Source organism: Pseudomonas sp. NPDC089428, from assembly GCF_044749325.1.
In the GTDB taxonomy this organism is placed as follows: domain Bacteria; phylum Pseudomonadota; class Gammaproteobacteria; order Pseudomonadales; family Pseudomonadaceae; genus Aquipseudomonas.
Genome location: NZ_JBIVHT010000019.1, coordinates 62885 through 81061 on the forward strand (window position 1 = coordinate 62885; position 18177 = coordinate 81061).

Sequence of the window (18177 nt, forward strand, 5' to 3'; positions counted from 1 at the left end):
AAGACAGCCGTCATGATAGCGCAAGCAGTTGTACGATCACATACACCCGACGCGGTATTTCATCAAAGCGCTGCGGTCGCAGTACGCCTCAGGGTGAACGCACCCGCGTACTGCGCCACCCGACCGTCCTCGCACTGTTGCCGATGGCGCTGACTTGCACTGATACACTGTCAACCGGTGGATTTGACGGGACTGATCGAAGGCATGAACGAAACGCGATACGCCGTGGTGGCCAAGGACTTGATGGCCGGCATCGCCAGCGGCCGTTACCCGGTGGGCAGCCTGCTGCCGACCGAATTCGAACTGTGTGACCTGTACGAGGTGAGCCGACACACGGTGCGGGCGGCGATCAACCAGCTGCTCAACCAGGGGCTGGTGTCACGCCGCAAGCGGGTCGGTACCCGGGTCGAGGCCAGCAGCCCGCGCGGTGGCTATTCGCAGTCGCTGGCGACGGTGGCCGACCTGGCGCACCTGGCCGAAACCCAGCAACGGGAAATCCAGCACGTGCGCCACTTCGTCGCCGACCTGAGCGAAGCGGCGCGCCTGGGGCTGGTGCCGGGGGAGCATTACTTCTGCGTGTCGAGCATCCGCGTCGATCGCCAGCACAATGCCGCGCCCCTGTGCTGGACCGATGTCTATGCCCAACGCGACTACGCCGCAGTCATCGAACTGGCCCACGAGCACCCAGACCAGCTGATTGCAGGGTTGATCGAGCAGCACTATGGCCGGTCGATCGCAGTCGTCGACCAGCAGGTACGCGCCGTGTTGCTGACGGCAGAGATGGCGCGTGAACTGAAGGCCGAGGCAGGCGCTCCGGGGTTGAAGATCATCCGCCATTACCGCGAGGAAAACGGCGACCTGATGGCGGTTTCCGAGACTGTACACCCGGATGATCGGTTCACCCTGGTGACCCAGATGCGCCGCGATAAAGCACCGGCCTGAACGTTGTGTCGCCACCGACGCTGAAGCCTGCGCAATACCCGCAGTAAGGCCGGGACAGGCAGTACATTCTCCAAGTACTGTATGCGCTTTCCATGGAAGGAAGTCCCGCATGAAACCGCTCGACCGTGCCCTGCTCACCTGTGGCCTGCTGATCCCGTTATGGCTGCTGATGGCGTCTGGCTCACCGCCCGGGCCTACCCCGGTTATGACCACCTGCAACAGGCCATGAGCCAGCTCGGCGCCCAAGGTTCCCCGACCCAGCACTGGTCGCCGCTGGCCAACAACTTCCCCCTCGCCCTGCTGTTCGCCCTGTTTGCCTGGGGCCTTGCCCGGCGCTGGCGTGCCTCGAAACTGGCGCTGCTCAGCGCGGCCCTGGTCCTGCTGCATGGCCTGGGCAGTCTGGGTACTGGCCTGTTTCCGTGTGACCAGGGCTGCGCACCCGCCGAGCCGTCCAGCTCGCAGCAACTGCACAACTTCTGCGGCCTGCTGATGTTTGTCTCATTGACCATGGCCAGTGCGCTATGGGTCCGGCTTGGCAAGCGCCTCGCCGGTTCAAGGGCCTTGGGCTGGTTTTCGCTGGTGTGCCTGGTTGCTGCGCTGGTCACCGTTGTACTCATGGCCCAGGCCGCCCGGAGCGGCCAGTGGTTCGGGCTGTACCAACGGCTGAACTATGGCCTGTCGGTGGTATGGATCGCCGGCCTGGCGCTGAGCAGCCTAAGCTCGGCACTGGCAAATCGCTTTCGCATCGCCACTACCTGATTCGAAAATACTGGCCCCCAGGCATCTGAAGCGAAGGCAAACTCCTTTCATCTTCAGATGCTTAGGACAGCAACATGCGAACAATTCTAGCAACGATAGCCGGCTGCCTGCTGGCCGCTGCCGCCTTCGGCGCCCAAGCCAAAGCGCTTAGCCAGAATGACCGCCAAACCTGTGGATGGGGCTCGCAGATCGCCGCCGAAGCGCAGCAGGCCAAGCTTTCCGGCGTTACCCTGTACGCCACCCGCAAGAAGCTGCAGGTGCGCCGGTTCGCCAAACCCTGGATGCGCATGACCGCCATGGGCATTACCGAACAGACCTACAACAGCCGTTCACGGCTCAAGCCATCGGCGATCAAGCAGACTTACTATGAGCAGTGTGTTCAACACTCGCTCGCGAGGCGATAATCAATTAAATCAATAAGTTATCAAACAGACTTAATCTGATTTATTTAAGAGTTCAGCTGAGATAGACCGGCTCGCAACGCACCTCGGTCTTCACCGAATTGGCGATGAAGCATTCCTCGTGGGCGAGATGGTGCAAGTGCTCAAGCTGCTCTGCCGTGGGCTGGCGCTCGCCGGAGAACTCGACCCGTGGTCGCAGGGTAACCACGGTCATGGCCATGCGCCCTGCCTCATTGCGCGCCATCACCCCCTCTGCGTCGTCGGCATAGTGCTCGACGCAAAAGCGCTGCTTGGCCGCCAGCGACAGGAACCACAGCATGTGGCAGCTCGACAGCGCGGCGATGAAGGCCTCTTCAGGGTCCACCGCCGAGGCATCGGACATCGGCAGAGGCACCACATGGGGCGACGACGACCCCGGCACCTCGATGCCACCGTCGAAGCGCCACAGGTGCCGACGGCTGTACTGGTTGCCGAGAAAATCCTGGCCTTCGCGTGCCCAGGCCACGTGGGCGGTGTATTGCGCCATGCGAACCTCCTTGTTCAATTGATCGGGTGATATCAGCAGCCGCTGAGCGCCGCCGGGCGGCGTTCGCCTGCAAAGAACAGCGGGCGCAGGCGCACACCGATCAGGTTGCCGGCGTAGGCCGCGATCAGCCACAGCCAGCCGTGCACGCTACCTGAAGCGATGCCGCTGAAGTAGGCGCCGATATTACAGCCATACGCCAGGCGCGAACCATAGCCCAGCAGCAGGCCACCGATCACCGCGGCAATCAGCGACGGCAGCGGAATCTTGAGGCTGGGCGCGAAGCGGCCGGCCAGGCCTGCTGCAAGCAGCGCGCCGAGCACGATGCCGATGTCCATCACCGTGGTGATGTCCTGCCACAGCGGCGCGGCCAGTGCCTTGGCATTGGCCGGGGCCTGCCAGAACACCCAGCTGCCAACGTCGACTCCGAAGCTGGACAAGGTTTTCGCGCCCCACAAGGCGAACGCCGACGTGATGCCCCACGGGCGCCCGGCCAGGGCCAGGGTGGCATAGTTGAGCAAGGCCAGGGCAATCGCCCCCCACAGCAACGGCCACGGGCCACGCAGGAAGCGGCGCAGGCCCTGGTGCTCGCTGCTCACAGGGGCTTGCAGGCCACCATGGCGACGTTTTTCCAGCACCACCGTGGCCCAGGCGATCAGTGCGAACACCGCAACACTGGCCAGCAGCGCTGGTGCCACGCCCCAGGCCTGGACGATCGAGGTGGCCGGGAACGCAGGCAGCGCGAACCACCAGTCGGCATGGTGGGTAGCGGTGACCGAGCCGATGATGAAGAACAGCAGGGTCACCAGCATCCGCGCATTGCCGCCGCCCACGGTGAACAGTGTGCCCGAGGCGCAGCCGCCGCCCAGTTGCATGCCGATGCCGAAGATGAACGCACCGAACACCACCGACACGCCCGCCGGCGCGACCAGGCCGGTGACCGGCGTGCCAAACAGGCTACCGGCCGACAACGCCGGGAAGAACAGCAGCACGGCCAGGGTCAGCATGACCATCTGCGCACGCAGGCCGGCGCCGCGGCGCTCGTTGATGAACACCCGCCAGGCCGAGGTGAAGCCAAAAGCGGCGTGATAGAGCGTCAGGCCCAGGGCAGCGCCGACCAACAGCAGCAGCACCTGCTTGAAGCCGGCGTTGAGGTTGAGGAACCAGGCGCCGGCCAGCAGCAGGGCCAGGGCGATCAAGGGCGCACCGAGGCGGCGCGGTTCGGGTGTGGCGGTTGCGGAAAGACCCATCGGAATACTCGGATTACAGTGAAACGGGGGGCGAGTATAACCCCCAAAGCTGGATTGTGTTGCCTGAGCCGGCCTCTTCGCGGGTAAACCCGCTCCCACAGGATTACCTTTTCCTCAGGGCCTGTGGGGTACCTGCGGGAGCGGGTTCACCCGCGAATAGGTCGGCACATCTGTTAGGCTGATAATCACCTGCCAAAACCGACCTAAACATTCGCACCATGGATGAACTGCGCAAGATCGACCTCAACCTGCTGCTCGCCCTGCATGCGCTGCTCAGCGAAAAGCACGTGACCCGCGCCGCCCTGCGCCTGCACCGCAGCCAGCCCGCGGTCAGCCACGCCCTGGCCCAATTGCGGGCGTATTTCAACGACCCCTTGCTGGTCCGCCAACACGGCCAGATGAACCTGACTGCCCGCGCCCAATCCCTGGCCAAACCGCTGCATGACGCCCTAGGCAGCCTCAACGGTTTGCTGGCCGCGCCCCAGTTCGACCCTGCCCACGCCAAGCGCCGCTTCAGGCTGTCGCTGTCCGACTATTCCTCGCGGATCATCTTGCCGCCACTGGTCCGCCACCTGCGCCAGGTCGCCCCCGGCGTCGACCTGGCCATCAGCCAGGCCAGCCGCGAAACCATGCTCGCGCAGTTGCTCGATGGCGAACTCGACCTGGCCTTGGGCATTTTCCCGGAACTGCCCGCCGACATCACCACCCAGACCTTGTTCGAAGACAGCTTCATCAGCGTCGCCGATCGGCAGGTGCTGCCAGCCAAGGGCGGGCTCACCCTGGAAGACTGGCTGACGCGCCCCCACGTGCTGATGGCCATGCACCCCGATGCCCACGACGAGATCGAGCGCGCCTTGGCTGCACAAGGCCTGCGCCGGCATATCGCGCTGGCGCTGCCGCACTGGAGTGCGGCTGTCGAGGTACTCGCGGGCACCGACCTGATCCTCACCGTGGCCAGGCGCGCGGTAGGCCCGATGCGCCAGCACCCGTCACTGCGCCAGTTCAGCCCACCGCTGGCAATCCCCGCCCTCGCCTATCAGCAGGCCTGGCACGCGCGCAAGGGCAGCGACCCTGGCCATCGCTGGCTGCGTGAAGCGGTCTGGGCGTGCAGCCAGCCCGGGCATTGATCAGCGCTCGATCGCAGCCTGGCCGGAAGACGGCGTCGAGGTCCAGCCGCCCTGGACCAGCAACACCCCGCCAAGGATCAACAGCACGCCGGCAACCCTGGCCAGGTTCACCGGTTTGCTGGCAACGCCCATCAGCCCGAAGTGATCGACGATCACTGAGGTCAGGATCTGCCCGGCCACCACCAGCACCAGGAAACCCGCCGTGCCCAACTTGGGTGTCAACGCCGCAGCACCTGCCACATAGAGGGCGCCCAGCACGCCACCGATCCACAGCCACCAGGGACCTTGCAGCGCCTTGCCCAGGTCGGGCATGGGTACCCGCAGGATCAGCAACGCCGCGATCACCACCACCGAACTCACCGTCAATGAGGTGAAGGCACCCCACAACCAGTGCCCCAGCGCACGGCCGACGGCAGCGTTGCTGGCAGCCTGATAAGGCAACACGAAACCCGCAACCAGGGCCATCGCCACGGGAAGGCATGCGAGCAGAAGGGTCTTGTAGGGCATGGCGGCACTCATCTGAAGACTGGATGAGCCCATGATGGGTAGATCGATGGTGTTTATGGAAATCGAAAAGGTGCACGCAAGGTATTCGTCACATGCATGATGATGAATAACCCGTGCTGGCCATTTCGCGGCCAAGGCCGCTCCCACAGGCAGCTGTGGGAACGACTTCAGGCGCGAACAGGCCAGTGCCGACAACCTGGCCTGCTAGCCAGCATCAGCGCCAGGTATCGACCCGCAGCACTTCGGTATAGATCGCATCGACGGTCTGGCCGACCTTGAGGTTCTTCATGCGCTTCTGCAGGTCCGGGTTCTCGACCTTGACCACCTGCACCTTGCCCTCTGGCGGCAGCAGGGTGACTTCATGTTTCTTCAAGTCGATCTTCTTGATCTGCGAGGTCACGCGGACCTGGCGGAAGGCTTCGCCGCCCGGGTTGGGGTTGTCCTTGGTGGCGCGGATCTCGCCGGATTCTTCAGTGGCCTTTGGCGCCCCACCCACGTCGCTGTTGAGCACATAGGCGATGGCCCGGGTGACATAGATATCGACATTGTCACCAACCTTCAGATTGGGCAGCGCCTTGGCCTTTTCCGTCAGTTGCAGGGTTACATCCTTGTCGTTCGGCCCCTTTACCGTGACTTGGCGGTTGGCCAGGTCGATGGCGGTGACCTGGGTCTTGACATGGCTTTCCAGTGCCTGGCTGCCAATCGGAATCTCGGCAGCCTGCACCGCGAAGGTGGCAGCGGACATCAGGGTGGCGAGGGCAACAGCGCGAGCGAGGGTGCAAATAGGATTCATAGGCCTGCTTCCATGTGATCGAGACCGGGTATGTGCGTGAACGGTTTACACGCAAGCAAGCATAGCCATTGCCCGCCACTCTGCTGGCAAACGCCACGCCCGCGCCCCATTTCAACCCCTTTGCGTCAAGCCATGCTTGTTTTAGCAAATACGAATTCTTTACACTTGCTTTACATTTACAAATCATTACTATTCGCAACCTTCCAAAACAACAAAGAGTCACCCGTAATGGCAAAAAAGTCTGTTGCCCCGGCATCCCTTTCGGTGCTGGGCCTGCTGGTGGTCCCTGCTGTTCACGCTGAAACCCAAGGCGAAATCGCCCTGCCTGCCACGGCGGTCACCAGTGCCTATGAGCAGCAAAGCTACAAGGCCAGTGAAAGCCGCAGCGCCCTGAAGATCGACGCGCCGCTGCGCGATATCCCGCAAACCGTCAACGTCGTGCCCGAAAGCGTGATCAAGGACCAGGGCGCCCAGTCCATGGAAGCCGTGCTGAAGAACGTGCCCGGCGTCGGCCTGTCCAACGGTGACGGCCAGCGCGACCAGGTGACGATCCGTGGTTTCAGTGCCATTGGTGACATGTACATCGACGGCGTACGCGACGACGCCCTGTATTTCCGCGACCTGTCCAACATCGAGCGGGTCGAAGTGATCAAGGGTCCCGCCGCCGTGCTCTATGGCCGCGGCTCTTCCGGTGGCCTGATCAACAGCATCAGCAAGAAACCAGGCTTTGCGCCCAAGCAGGAAGTCGGCGTGACCTTCGACAGCGAAGGCAAGCGCCGCACCCAGTTCGACAGTGGCTGGGCTGACCCGCAGGGCAACCAGGCCTACCGCATGACCGGTGCCTTCGAAGACAGCGACACGTTCCGCGACGACGGCTACATCGACCGCAAGGCCATCGCCCCTTCGGCCTACTTCAAGCTGTCCGATGATCTGGAACTGAACCTCGGCGCCACCTATCTGTACGACAAGCGCCTGATCGACTTCGGTATCCCGGCCCTGGGCAAGCGCCCGGTGGATGTCGACCGCGACAAGCGCTTCGGCTCCGGCGACGCCGACCAGGACTATGCCCGTAGCGAAGTGTTCTCGCTGACCGCAAGCCTGGACTACCGCATCAACGACGACTTCACCCTGACCAACACCAGCCGTTACTACCGCTACGACCTGGACCGCAACAACACCCTGGCCGACAGCAGCCCGACCCGTTTCGTCACTGCGCCCAATGGCGAATTGCTGGTCAAGCTCAACCGCGGCAACGTGGCCCGTGACGAGTACGGCGTGTTCAACCAGACCGAACTCAAGCAGCAGGCCCAGCTGCTGGGCATGCAGCACAACCTGCTGTACGGCGTGGAAGTCGGTTTCCAGGACAAGTACCAGCGCGTGTTCAGCCAGAACAATGTGGCCCAGGTGCCGGTGTTTCGCGACGGCCTGGTTCCGGTACCCGAGCATGCGGCCAACCTGTCTTCCAAAGGCACCAACTACCAGCAGACCACTGGCCTGTACGTGCAGGACCTGATTACCCTGACCGAGCAGTGGAAAGCCTTGGTTGGCGTGCGCTACGACATCTTCGGCCAGGAATACGACGATGACCGGGTGCAGAACGTCGACCTCGACCGCACCGACAAGACCTGGAGCCCACGCGCTGGCCTGGTCTACCAGCCCGATGCGATCCAGTCGTACTACGTGTCGGTCAGCCGCAGCTACCAGCCTTCGGGCGAAGTGTTCGCGGTCAGCCCGAGCAACCAGCACCTGGAGCCTGAAGAAACCACCAACTACGAGATCGGTGCCAAGTGGGACCTGCTCGACAGCCGCCTGGCGGTGACTGCGGCGATCTTCCGCCTCGAACGCACCAACATGAAAACCGCCGACCCGGCCAATCCTAACCTGACCGTGCTCGCCGGCGAGCAGCGCACCGATGGCTTCGAGGCCACCGTCAGCGGCCAGCTCACGGACCAATGGCAGGTCTATGCCGGTTACGCCTATCTGGACGCGGAAATCACCAAGTCCAACAGCAAGACCAACGGTGTCGCCAACGAGGGCCAGACGCCTACCCTGACGCCGCGCAACAGCGCCAACGTCTGGCTGGTGCGTACGCTGACGCCGCAATGGCGCGTGGCCGCCGGTGCCAACTACGTCGATCAGCGCTATACCGCCCTGGATAATGTCGTGGTCATGCCGAGCTACACCACGGTCGATACCGCCTTGCTGTACAGCGAAACGCACTGGGATGGCGCCCTGCGCTTGAAGAACGTGTTCGACCGCGACTACTACGCCTCGGCGCACGGTTCGGTCGACCTGATCACCCCTGGGGCGCCACGCACCCTGGAGGTCAGCCTCAGCTACCGTTTCTAAGCCCAACGCAAAAAACCAGCGGAACGCTGTGGGCACCGGCTTTGCCGGTGTTCGCGGCGAGAGCCGCCCCCACAGCAGTTGCGCAAGATCTCAGATGTTGCGCACGCCAGTTGCTTGTACAGGCAGCATTGCTTCGATCATCAATTACGTGTCACCCGCCAGACTGTGTTGGCCAGGTCATCAGCGATGATCAACGCGCCGCGCGGGTCGACCGTCACCCCCACCGGCCGGCCTCGGGTCTTGCCGTCTTCGCCGCGGAACCCGGTGGCAAAGTCGATCGGTTCCCCGGCCGGTTTGCCTTCCTTGAACGGCACGAAGATCACCTTGTAGCCCACCGGATTGGGGCGGTTCCAGCTACCGTGCTCACCCACGAACACCCCGTCGGCAAAGCGTTCGCCCATGGCTGAAGTGGAGAAGTCCACCCCCAGCGCGGCAACGTGGGAACCCAGGCTGTAATCCGGCTTGAGCGCGGCGGCCACCTTGTCGGGGTTCTGCGGCTTGACCCGCTCATCGACGTTCTGCCCCCAGTAGCTGTAGGGCCAGCCATAGAAGCCGCCCTCACGCACCGAGGTGAGGTAGTCCGGCACCAGGTCCGGCCCCAGTTCGTCACGCTCGTTCACCACCGTCCACAGCTGCCCGGTGTCCGGTTGAATGGTCAGTGCCGTCGGGTTGCGCAAGCCGGTGGCGTAAGGCCTGTGCGCGCCGGTCACGGCATCGATCTGCCAGACCATGGCGCGGTCGATCTCGACCTCCATGCCGCGCTCGGTGATGTTGCTGTTCGAGCCGATGCCTACATACAGGTAGCGGCCATCGGGGCTGATGGTGAGCGCCTTGGTCCAGTGGTGGTTGATCTCGGCCGGCAGGTCAGTGACCTTGGTCGGCGGGCCATCCGCCTTGGTCTGACCGTCCTGGTAATCGAAACGCACCAGCGCATCCTGGTTGGCCACGTACAGCTTGCCGTCGTCGAAGGCCAGGCCGTAGGGCGCGTTAAGGCCTTCGGCGAACACCGTCTGCACCTCATAGGTGCCATCGCCATCGGCATCGCGCAGCAGGGTCAGGCGGTTGCCGCCCTTGACCTGGGTGTTGCCCTTGGCCTTGATCTGGCTGGCGATCACGTCCTTGGGCTTGAGCTTGGCGGCACTGCCGCCCCGCCCTTCGGCGACCAGGATATCGCCATTGGGCAGTACCAGGCTCTGGCGCGGAATCTTCAGGTCAGTGGCAATCGCCGTGATGCTATAGCCCTCGGGTACGGTGGGCTTCTGTTCGCCCCATTGCGCCGGTTGGGCGATCTTCATGCTCGGCAACAGCCCACGCTCGGGGGCCGGCAGTTTCGGGTCAGGGCCCAGGGCCTGGTTCGGCTCGCCTTCGCCGCCACACGCGGCCAGCAGCAGCGCCACGCTCAACAACGACCATCCATGCAACGGCTTCATGCCTCACCTCCCGAACGCAGGTTGCTCATGCCCAGCCATGCGGCCACGCAGGCCAGCACGGTGACGACCACAGACAGCACCAGGCCCGCCGGCATCACCGCCCAGGCGTCCTTGGCATGTTCGAAGGCGTTGATCAGCCCCAGCACCCAGGTCACCAGCAACAGCAGGAAGTACAGGGTCGGCCGCCCGCCCTTGCGCGGGGCGCGGATCAGGTTGGCCAGGGCGAACAACAACGCCAGCCCGCAAAACAGCAAGCCACCGGCAATCAGCCAGGCGGCGAAGTTGCTCCACTGGATCTGGTAGCTCTTGAAGTAGGCAATGTCGCTCAGCAGTGCGCCGAGAAACAGCGGGACCGTACCGGCCAGCAGGATCGCGTGCAGCGGGCTGGGCGTGCATCGGTAGAGGGTGTGCTCTGTAGCGCTCACGGCGCCTCCTTATCAGTCGGTGACCCGGGGCTGACAGACGGGCGCGGGGCCTGTTCCGTCAGGCATGCGCAGGGTGCGCTCAAGTAGGGATCACCTTGACGTTCGGATAGTTCACCGCTTGGCTTGATAGAAATATCCTGAAAGACTTTGCGCGTCGCTACGAGGGATACCATGAACACCAACCGCACACGACCTTATGCGTACTGGACCGCGCATGCCTTTCTGGCCATCAGCCTGGTACTCAATGCCGGCTGTTCGAGCAAAACCAGCAAGGCGCGCCACTACGCCGCCGCGCCGGGCTCCAATTGTTACGCCAAGGCGCTGCCAAGCACCGGCGAAGGCGGCCTGGCCTGGGGCAACACCCTGGGCATTGCCAAGCAGAAGTCGCTGAACAATTGCATCCGCTATGCCGGCCGCTCCGGTGGCACACCAGACACCTGCCAGGTGGTGCTGGCCAAGTGCAAGAACTGACCGTTACATCGGGTCGGCGCTGTTGAGCAGCGCGTCAAGAACGCCTTCGAGCTCCACTAGCTCGATTTCCACCCGCGAGCCCGCTTGCGCGAGGCGCTGGTCACAGTCGATGACTACCTGCAGGCTGCGACGTGACTGGTTTCCCGGGTATTTGCGCAACGTCAGCTCGACTTGCCCGGCACTGAGCCAGGTGCTGCTGTCCGCCGACCAGCGACTGTCATCGAATGCCAGCAGGCAGGTCCCCTGCCCTGTATCGATGATCTGCGGCCGGTAAACCCAGTGCGTGTTACCTGCCTCCCAAGGGGTGACCAGCAGCCGGTAGCGGTCATCTGCCGAGCGCGATTGAATCTCCCTCTCGTCTGCGGGCAGGCCGTTGGCGGCAACGTAGCGTTCGAACGCGTCGACCTGGGCACCGACGCGCCCCATCCCCCGGTAGTAATCGACATGTTTTCTGTACCCCGCGAATGCCGCAGACTGCGGGCCGTCGGCATGCAGCGAGACAATGGCCGCACACTGCACCAGCCAGTAGATTTCATCGGACAGTTCGTGGGCCTTGCTACTGCCCAGGTCGATTGCCTTTGACAGCAGCTCGCTGGCCAGTTGCTGGCCGAGCTCACGCAACCCTGCCTCATTCACCGGCAGCCGTGTTTTTACAGCCTGTACGATAAATGCCGCATAGCGTTGTTGCAGTGATTCGCTGGCCAGACCCAGCACCGGGCACTGCGGCGGTGGCAGGTCAAGTGGTTCGGGCGTCCTGTTTCGCGGCAAGTGGGAAATGTTGATCACCGAAGACTTCCTTGTGGGGGATGGACGCCCGCCATGCTACCTCAAGCGCCGCGCCCCTCAGTAACGGATGATCACCACTTCCAGGTACTCGCTGGGCACTACCAGAGACGATGCCCCAGCCTGATTGTGCTCGTTCAGCAGTGCCGTCAGGTCAGCCTCCAGCGCTTGCGCCGCCTGCGCCGACAACGCTGCGAAAGCCTTGTGCACCGGGCCGTACCAGGTGCGGAACACCTCGATGAAATGCGCCGCCGAGCGATAGCGGAAGTTGAATTGCTGACGGCTGACGTCCATCGCGCCGATCTTGCCGGCAAACATCTCGCGCAATTGCGCTTCATCGCCCCAGCGCGACGGCGGCAAGGCGCCGGGAGGGGGTGGTACATGCCGGCCGAGGGTCTTGAACATCTGCCCGATGAAACCCTGCGGCGTCCAGTTGGCCAGGCCGATGCGCCCGCCTGGGCGACAAACGCGGGCCAGTTCCCGTGCGGCTTGCGGCTGATCAGGGGCGAACATCACGCCAAAGGTGGACAGCACGACGTCGAAGATACCGTCCTTGTAGGGCAGCGCTTCGGCATCGGCTACTTCGAAATCGACCGTGAAGTGCTCGGCGCGGGCGCGTTCTTCACCGCGCTTGAGCAGTTCGGCCACATAGTCGGTGGACGTGACCCGGCAGCCACGCCGGGCAGCGGCCAGGGTGGCGTTGCCGTTGCCGGCGGCGACATCCAGTACCTGCTCGTCCCAGCGCAAATCGCAGGCTTCGGCCAGGCGTTCACCCACCAGTTGCAAGGTGGTGCCGATCACCGCGTAGTCGCCGCTGGCCCATGCCGCTTGCTGGCGGGCCTTCAGTGCATTGGTATCCAGAGGAGTGCTCATGGTCTGCGCCTTCTTGTTGTGCGCGGCCGAGGTCCTTCTGGCGGTCTACGCGCCATGGAATGGGATAGTGGTGAGCGGCATTCAGCTAAGCGCTGATGAGGGGAAGCGGCAAGCGCAAGCCAATACCCATTGGCGATGAATGCAAGAACGCCCGGCTATATGGGGCGCCCCACCACAGGCCAAGCGCGGCCCTGACGGCTTGTGCTGCACCTGTGGGAGCGGGCTTGTCGAGGCGTCGCACCGCCGCGAATGGGGCGCAACGCGCCCCCGCAAGGCTGTCAGGCAAACTTGGCCCGCGCCGCATGCAGCTTCTTGTAGCTCTCGATCAGGCGCAGATGACGATCCAGGCCTTCGAGCTTCATGCTGGTCGGGGTCAGCCCGTAGAAGCGCACGCTACCGTCCACCGAGCCCAGCACCGCGTCCATTCGCGGGTTGCCGAACATGCGGCGGAAGTTGGCCTCGTAGTCGGCCATTTCCAGCTCGTCATCCAGCTGCACTTCCAGCACCACGTTCAGTGCCTGGTAGAACAGGCCACGTTCGACCGTGTTGTCGTTGAACTGCAGGAACGCCTCGACCAGTTCCTTGGCATCCTCGAAGCGCTTGAGCGCCAGGCAGATCAGCAGTTTCAGCTCAAGAATGGTCAGCTGGCCCCACACCGTGTTCTCGTCGAACTCGACGCCGATCAACGTGGTGATGGTGGTGTAGTCATCCACCTCGCAGTTGTCCAGGCGCCGGCGCAGCGCGCGCAGGGCGCGGTCGTCGAGGCTGTGCAGGTTGAGGATGTCGGAACGGAAGCCCAGGGCGCGGTTGGTGTTGTCCCAGATCAGGTCCTCGACCGGGTAGATCTCGGAGTAACCCGGCACCAGGATGCGGCAGGCGGTGGCGCCGAGGTTGTCGTACACGGCCATGTACACCTCTTTGCCAAGGTCTTCGAGAATGCCGAACAGGGTCGCGGCTTCCTGAGTGTTGGAGTCCTCGCCATGGCCGGAGAAGTCCCACTCGACGAACTCGAAATCGGCCTTGGCACTGAAGAAGCGCCACGACACCACACCGCTGGAGTCGATGAAGTGCTCGACGAAGTTGTTCGGCTCGGTCAGCGCATGGCTTTCGAAGGTCGGCTGCGGCAGGTCGTTGAGGCCCTCGAAGCTGCGGCCTTGCAGCAGTTCGGTGAGGCTGCGCTCCAGCGCCACTTCAAAGCTTGGGTGGGCGCCGAACGAGGCGAACACGCCGCCGGTGCGCGGGTTCATCAAGGTCACGCACATCACCGGGAACTCACCGCCCAGCGAGGCGTCCTTGACCAGCACCGGGAAGCCCTGCTCTTCCAGGCCCTGGATGCCGGCGAGAATGCCCGGGTACTTGGCCAGCACGTCCTGCGGGACATCCGGCAGGGCCAGTTCGCCCTCGAGGATTTCGCGCTTGACCGCGCGCTCGAAGATTTCCGACAGGCACTGCACCTGGGCTTCGGCCAGGGTGTTGCCGGCGCTCATGCCGTTGCTGAGGAACAGGTTTTCGATCAGGTTGGACGGGAAGTACACCACCTGTTGGTCGGACTGGCGCACGAACGGCAGCGAGCAGATGCCGCGCTCGGTGTTGCCCGAGTTGGTGTCGTACAGGTGCGAACCGCGCAGCTCGCCGTCCGCGTTGTAGATCTGCAGGCAGTAATCGTCGAGGATCTCTGCCGGCAGCGCGTCCTTCGGGCCTGGCTTGAACCACTGCTCGTTCGGGTAATGCACGAACGGCGCGTTGGCGATGTCCTCGCCCCAGAACTGGTCGTTGTAGAAGAAGTTGCAGTTCAGCCGCTCGATGAACTCACCCAGCGCCGATGCCAGTGCCGCCTCCTTGGTCGAACCCTTGCCGTTGGTGAAGCACATAGGCGACTGCGCGTCGCGCACGTGCAGCGACCAGACGTTGGGCACGATGTTGCGCCACGAGGCGATCTCGATCTTCATGCCAAGGCCGGCGAGGATGCCGGACATGTTGGCGATGGTCTGCTCCAGCGGCAGGTCCTTGCCGGGGATGTAGGTGGTGGTGTCGGCCACCGGCATCAGCAGGCCCTGGGCGTCGGCGTCGAGGTTGTCGACTTCTTCGATGATGAACTCGGGGCCGGTCTGCACCACCTTTTTCACGGTGCAACGGTCGATGGAACGCAGGATGCCCTGGCGGTCCTTCTCGGAAATGTCCTCGGGCAGCTCGACCTGGATCTTGAAGATCTGGTTGTAGCGGTTCTCCGGGTCGACGATGTTGTTCTGCGACAGGCGGATATTCTCGGTGGGGATATCGCGGGTCTGGCAGTACAGCTTGACGAAATACGCCGCACACAGGGCCGACGAGGCCAGGAAATAGTCGAACGGGCCAGGGGCCGAACCATCGCCTTTGTAGCGGATCGGTTGGTCGGCGATCACCGTGAAGTCGTCGAACTTGGCTTCAAGACGAAGGTTGTCGAGAAAATTGACCTTGATTTCCATGCGGGGATTACCGTGATTTAAGCGTGCAAAACGAAATTGGCCGGCATTATCCGGGTTTTCGCCGCGGAAGTCCTGTTTGCTTCTCTGTGGCAGCGGGTTCACCCGCGAAGAAGACACCGCGCTGGATGGCACGGGCTTCGCCCGTGTTCGCGGGCAAGCCCGCTCCCACAAGGGGGGCGCCAACTTTTTGAAAGTTGAGCAAGACCATTACAGTCGCTTGCGCATTTCACCGAATTGCTTGCCTGATCCTCTGAACCTGCGCACTCCACCAGACCAGTGGTCGTACCCCTGTGCTAGCGTTTCTGGATTGGGGAACAACGTATTCCCCAGCAGAGCGTAATCGCCATCAACCGATGATCAGCAGGTGAACCATGGAACTTCGTATCAACCAGCAGACCTATCAGGTCGACGCCGATGCCGACACCCCTCTGCTGTGGGTGCTGCGTGACGACCTGGGCATGACCGGTACCAAGTACGGCTGCGGCCTGGCCCAGTGCGGCGCCTGCTCGGTGCTGGTGGATGGCAACGTCGTGCGTGCCTGTGTCACCCCCGTGGCCGGCGTGGTCGGGCGCGAGATAACCACCATCGAAGCGGTCGAGGCCGACGCGGTGGGCAAGCGCGTGGTGGCGGCCTGGGTCGAGCATCAGGTGGCGCAGTGCGGCTACTGCCAGTCCGGCCAGGTGATGGCGGCCACGGCGCTGCTCAAGCACACCCCCAAACCCAGCGATGAGCAGATCAGCGCAGCGATGGTCAACCTGTGCCGCTGCGGCACCTACAACGCCATCCATGGCGCCGTGCATGCACTCGCCCAAGGGGAGCAGGCCTGATGAACACCCCCGTCGATACCCCCGCAGAACTGCTCAGGCTGCAGCTGGGCGAAACCGTCAACCTGTCGCGCCGGCGCTTCCTGGCCAGCACCGCAGTGGGCGCCCTGGTGCTGGGTTTCGGCCTGCCGATGGGCTCGGCCCGTGTGCAGGCCGCCGCGCCAGCCACCGCGGAGCGCGGCACCCAGGTGCCGGCGTTCCTGGAAATCCGCCCGGACGGCAAGGTACGCCTGCTCAGCCCGTTCATGGAAGGTGGCCAAGGCCCGTTCACCGCCATGGCCCAGATCGTGGGTGAAGAACTGGATGTCGACCCGGCCAACTTCCTGGTCGACAGCGCGCCGCCTGGTGAAGCCTACGTGGTGATGGAAAACGGCATGCGCATTACCGGTGGCAGCATGTCGGTGCGCATGAGCTACCCGACCATGCGCCGCCTCGGCGCCCTGGCCCGGGCCATGTTGCTGCAAGCGGCTGCCGAGCAATGGAAGGTACCCGTCAGCGAGCTGTCCACCGAGCCGGGCAAAGTCATTCACACCGCCTCTGGCCGTTCACTGGCCTACGGCGAACTGGCCGGCCGTGCCATGGACCTGCCGGTGCCGGACCCTGCCAGCGTCAAGCTGCGCGACCCCAGCCAGTTCCGCTGGATCGGCAGGCCGGTGCGGCGCCTGGACGCCTACGACAAATCCACCGGCAAGGCCCAGTACTGCATCGACATCAAGGTCGACGGCATGCTCCACGCCGCCGTGCAGCACGCGCCACGCCTGGGCATGACCGTGGGCAGCCTGCGCAACGAGGAGCAGGTCAAGGCCATGAAGGGGGTGCATTCGGTGCATCAGTTGCCGGGCGCGGTGGCCGTGGTCGCCGAACGCTGGTGGCACGCCAAGCGCGCGGTCGAGGCAATCCAGGTGGACTGGAAAGAACCGGGCGCCGACAGCAAGGTGCGACCGATGCCGGCGGATTTTTCCAGCGACGGCTGGCGCGAGCACCTGGCAAGCGTTGAAGGGCCGGCCCGCGACGAAGAGAACGAGGGCGATATTGCCGGCGCCCTGGCCGGTGCCAAGACCAAGGTCGAGGCCAGCTACCACAACCAGTACCTCAACCATGCCCAGCTGGAGCCGCCGTCTGCCCTCGCCCGCTTCAACCCGGATGGCACCCTGGATGTCTGGCTGCCCAACCAGGCGCCGGACATGTTCCGCGACGACATCGCCAAACGCACCGGCCTGAATGCCGCGCAGATCACCTTGCACTCGCCGCTGCTCGGTGGTTTCTTCGGCCGCCACTTCCTGTATGACTCGGCCAATCCATACCCGCAAGCCATCGCCCTGGCCAAGGCCGTCGGCCGCCCGGTCAAGCTGATCTGGAGCCGTGAGGAAGAGTTCCTGCGCGACGTGCTGCGCCCGGTCGCCGTGGTCAAGTTCCGCGCCGGGCTGGATGCCGACGGGCTGCCGGTGGCCATCGAAGCAGTAAGCGCCACCGAGGGCCCGACCGAAGCCCTCGCCGGCAAGCAAGGCGACAAGATCGACCCCACCGCCCTCGAAGGGCTGTCGGGCAAGTCCTACGCCATTGCCAACAAACGCATCGCCCAGATCTACGTCAAAGGCCCGGCCATGCTTGGCTACTGGCGCTCGGTGGGCAACTCGCTGAACGACTTTTTCTACGAATCGTTCCTTGACGAGCTGGCCGACAAGGGCGGCAAGGACCCTTACGAACTGCGCCTGCACCTGCTGCGCGACAATCAGCGGCTGACCAACCTGCTGCACGCGGTGGCCGAGTTGTCCGGTGGCTGGAAGCGCGGGCCGTTCACGGCAGAAGACGGCAGCAAGCGCGCCCGGGGCATCGCCATGGCTTCGCCGTTTGGATCCGAAGCTGCGGCAATCGCCGAGGTGTCGATCGAAAACGGCCAGGTCAAGGTGCACGACATCTGGCAGGCGATCGACCCCGGCAGCATCGTCAACCCGGCGATCATCGAGCACCAGGTCAACGGTGCGGTGGCCCTGGGCCTGTCGCAGACGCTGGTGGAAGAAGCGGTGTTCATCGACGGCAAGCCGCGCGCGCGCAACTACGACCTGTACCCGATCCTGCCGCCCTCGCGCATGGCCCGGGTGCATGTGCGCATCGTCGAGAGCGGCGCCAAGATGGGTGGTATCGGCGAGCCGCCGTTGCCGGCGGTGGCGCCTGCCGTGGCCAATGCCGTCGCGCAGCTCACCGGCCAGCGGGTGCGCAGCCTGCCCCTGAGCCGCCACACCTTCAGCTGACCG

The 18177-nt window shown here is 63.9% G+C and carries 16 protein-coding genes and 1 pseudogene; 8 read left to right on the plus strand and 9 right to left on the minus strand.

Features of this window, described 5'->3' with window-relative positions:
- Positions 1 to 204 precede the first annotated feature (204 nt).
- The 3 genes and pseudogenes from ACIPZ5_RS24485 to ACIPZ5_RS24495 all read left to right on the plus strand — a co-directional run bounded on the left by ACIPZ5_RS24485 (position 205) and on the right by ACIPZ5_RS24495 (position 2105).
- On the plus strand, positions 205 to 942 hold the full coding sequence (locus ACIPZ5_RS24485) for a GntR family transcriptional regulator (protein ID WP_261944068.1): 738 nt from the start codon (positions 205 to 207) through the stop codon (positions 940 to 942).
- Between the two features lie 109 nt (positions 943 to 1051).
- Positions 1052 to 1701 (plus strand): annotated as a pseudogene (locus ACIPZ5_RS24490) (DUF998 domain-containing protein).
- Between the two features lie 74 nt (positions 1702 to 1775).
- Positions 1776 to 2105 carry a hypothetical protein gene (locus ACIPZ5_RS24495; RefSeq protein ID WP_400811085.1) on the plus strand — a complete coding sequence of 110 codons (330 nt, stop codon included), beginning with the start codon at positions 1776 to 1778 and terminating at the stop codon, positions 2103 to 2105.
- 52 nt (positions 2106 to 2157) lie between these two features.
- Here ACIPZ5_RS24495 and ACIPZ5_RS24500 read toward each other — a convergent pair whose 3' ends face one another.
- Positions 2158 to 2628 (minus strand): OsmC family protein, encoded by a 471-nt coding sequence (locus tag ACIPZ5_RS24500; protein WP_176506629.1) that lies wholly within the window; start codon positions 2626 to 2628, stop codon positions 2158 to 2160.
- A 32-nt stretch (positions 2629 to 2660) separates the two neighbouring features.
- On the minus strand, positions 2661 to 3875 hold the full coding sequence (locus ACIPZ5_RS24505; protein ID WP_400811087.1) for a YeeE/YedE family protein: 1215 nt from the start codon (positions 3873 to 3875) through the stop codon (positions 2661 to 2663).
- Positions 3876 to 4093: 218 nt separating this feature from the next.
- Between ACIPZ5_RS24505 and ACIPZ5_RS24510 the strand changes: the two genes are divergently transcribed.
- Complete coding sequence (locus ACIPZ5_RS24510) at positions 4094 to 5002, plus strand: LysR family transcriptional regulator (RefSeq protein WP_400811089.1); 909 nt, start codon at positions 4094 to 4096, stop codon at positions 5000 to 5002.
- Here ACIPZ5_RS24510 and ACIPZ5_RS24515 read toward each other — a convergent pair whose 3' ends face one another.
- Positions 5003 to 5509, minus strand: a complete 507-nt coding sequence (locus ACIPZ5_RS24515) for a DMT family transporter (protein ID WP_261944063.1) — start codon at positions 5507 to 5509, stop codon at positions 5003 to 5005.
- Between the two features lie 214 nt (positions 5510 to 5723).
- Complete coding sequence (locus ACIPZ5_RS24520; RefSeq protein WP_261944062.1) at positions 5724 to 6302, minus strand: hypothetical protein; 579 nt, start codon at positions 6300 to 6302, stop codon at positions 5724 to 5726.
- Positions 6303 to 6530: 228 nt separating this feature from the next.
- Between ACIPZ5_RS24520 and ACIPZ5_RS24525 the strand changes: the two genes are divergently transcribed.
- A complete protein-coding gene (locus ACIPZ5_RS24525; protein WP_400811092.1) occupies positions 6531 to 8651 on the plus strand; it encodes a TonB-dependent receptor in 2121 nt (706 codons plus the stop codon).
- Positions 8652 to 8791: 140 nt separating this feature from the next.
- On the opposite strand, the gene ACIPZ5_RS24530 is transcribed toward ACIPZ5_RS24525, so the two are convergent.
- Positions 8792 to 10081 (minus strand): PQQ-dependent sugar dehydrogenase, encoded by a 1290-nt coding sequence (locus tag ACIPZ5_RS24530; protein WP_400811094.1) that lies wholly within the window; start codon positions 10079 to 10081, stop codon positions 8792 to 8794.
- A complete protein-coding gene (locus tag ACIPZ5_RS24535) occupies positions 10078 to 10506 on the minus strand; it encodes a DUF2231 domain-containing protein (RefSeq protein ID WP_261944060.1) in 429 nt (142 codons plus the stop codon). Before ACIPZ5_RS24535 ends, ACIPZ5_RS24530 begins: the two co-directional genes overlap by 4 nt.
- A 171-nt stretch (positions 10507 to 10677) precedes the next feature.
- Here ACIPZ5_RS24535 and ACIPZ5_RS24540 point away from each other — a divergent pair, with 171 nt between their 5' ends.
- Positions 10678 to 10977: a hypothetical protein gene (locus tag ACIPZ5_RS24540; protein ID WP_261944059.1), complete on the plus strand. Its 300-nt coding sequence runs from the start codon at positions 10678 to 10680 to the stop codon at positions 10975 to 10977.
- A 3-nt stretch (positions 10978 to 10980) separates the two neighbouring features.
- Here ACIPZ5_RS24540 and ACIPZ5_RS24545 read toward each other — a convergent pair whose 3' ends face one another.
- The 3 genes from ACIPZ5_RS24545 to ACIPZ5_RS24555 form a co-directional block, all read right to left on the minus strand.
- Positions 10981 to 11763: a hypothetical protein gene (locus tag ACIPZ5_RS24545; protein ID WP_400811096.1), complete on the minus strand. Its 783-nt coding sequence runs from the start codon at positions 11761 to 11763 to the stop codon at positions 10981 to 10983.
- 57 nt (positions 11764 to 11820) lie between these two features.
- A complete protein-coding gene (locus ACIPZ5_RS24550) occupies positions 11821 to 12633 on the minus strand; it encodes a class I SAM-dependent methyltransferase (RefSeq protein WP_400811098.1) in 813 nt (270 codons plus the stop codon).
- Between the two features lie 278 nt (positions 12634 to 12911).
- Positions 12912 to 15098, minus strand: a complete 2187-nt coding sequence (locus ACIPZ5_RS24555; RefSeq protein WP_400811100.1) for an OsmC domain/YcaO domain-containing protein — start codon at positions 15096 to 15098, stop codon at positions 12912 to 12914.
- A gap of 371 nt (positions 15099 to 15469) precedes the next feature.
- Here ACIPZ5_RS24555 and ACIPZ5_RS24560 point away from each other — a divergent pair, with 371 nt between their 5' ends.
- Together ACIPZ5_RS24560 and ACIPZ5_RS24565 are read left to right on the plus strand one after the other, a co-directional pair.
- The gene (locus ACIPZ5_RS24560) at positions 15470 to 15925 is read left to right on the plus strand and encodes a (2Fe-2S)-binding protein (protein WP_400811102.1); all 456 of its coding nucleotides are present in this window, start codon (positions 15470 to 15472) and stop codon (positions 15923 to 15925) included.
- A complete protein-coding gene (locus ACIPZ5_RS24565) occupies positions 15925 to 18174 on the plus strand; it encodes a molybdopterin cofactor-binding domain-containing protein (protein ID WP_400811104.1) in 2250 nt (749 codons plus the stop codon). Before ACIPZ5_RS24560 ends, ACIPZ5_RS24565 begins: the two co-directional genes overlap by 1 nt.
- The last annotated feature ends 3 nt before the right edge of the window (positions 18175 to 18177 follow it).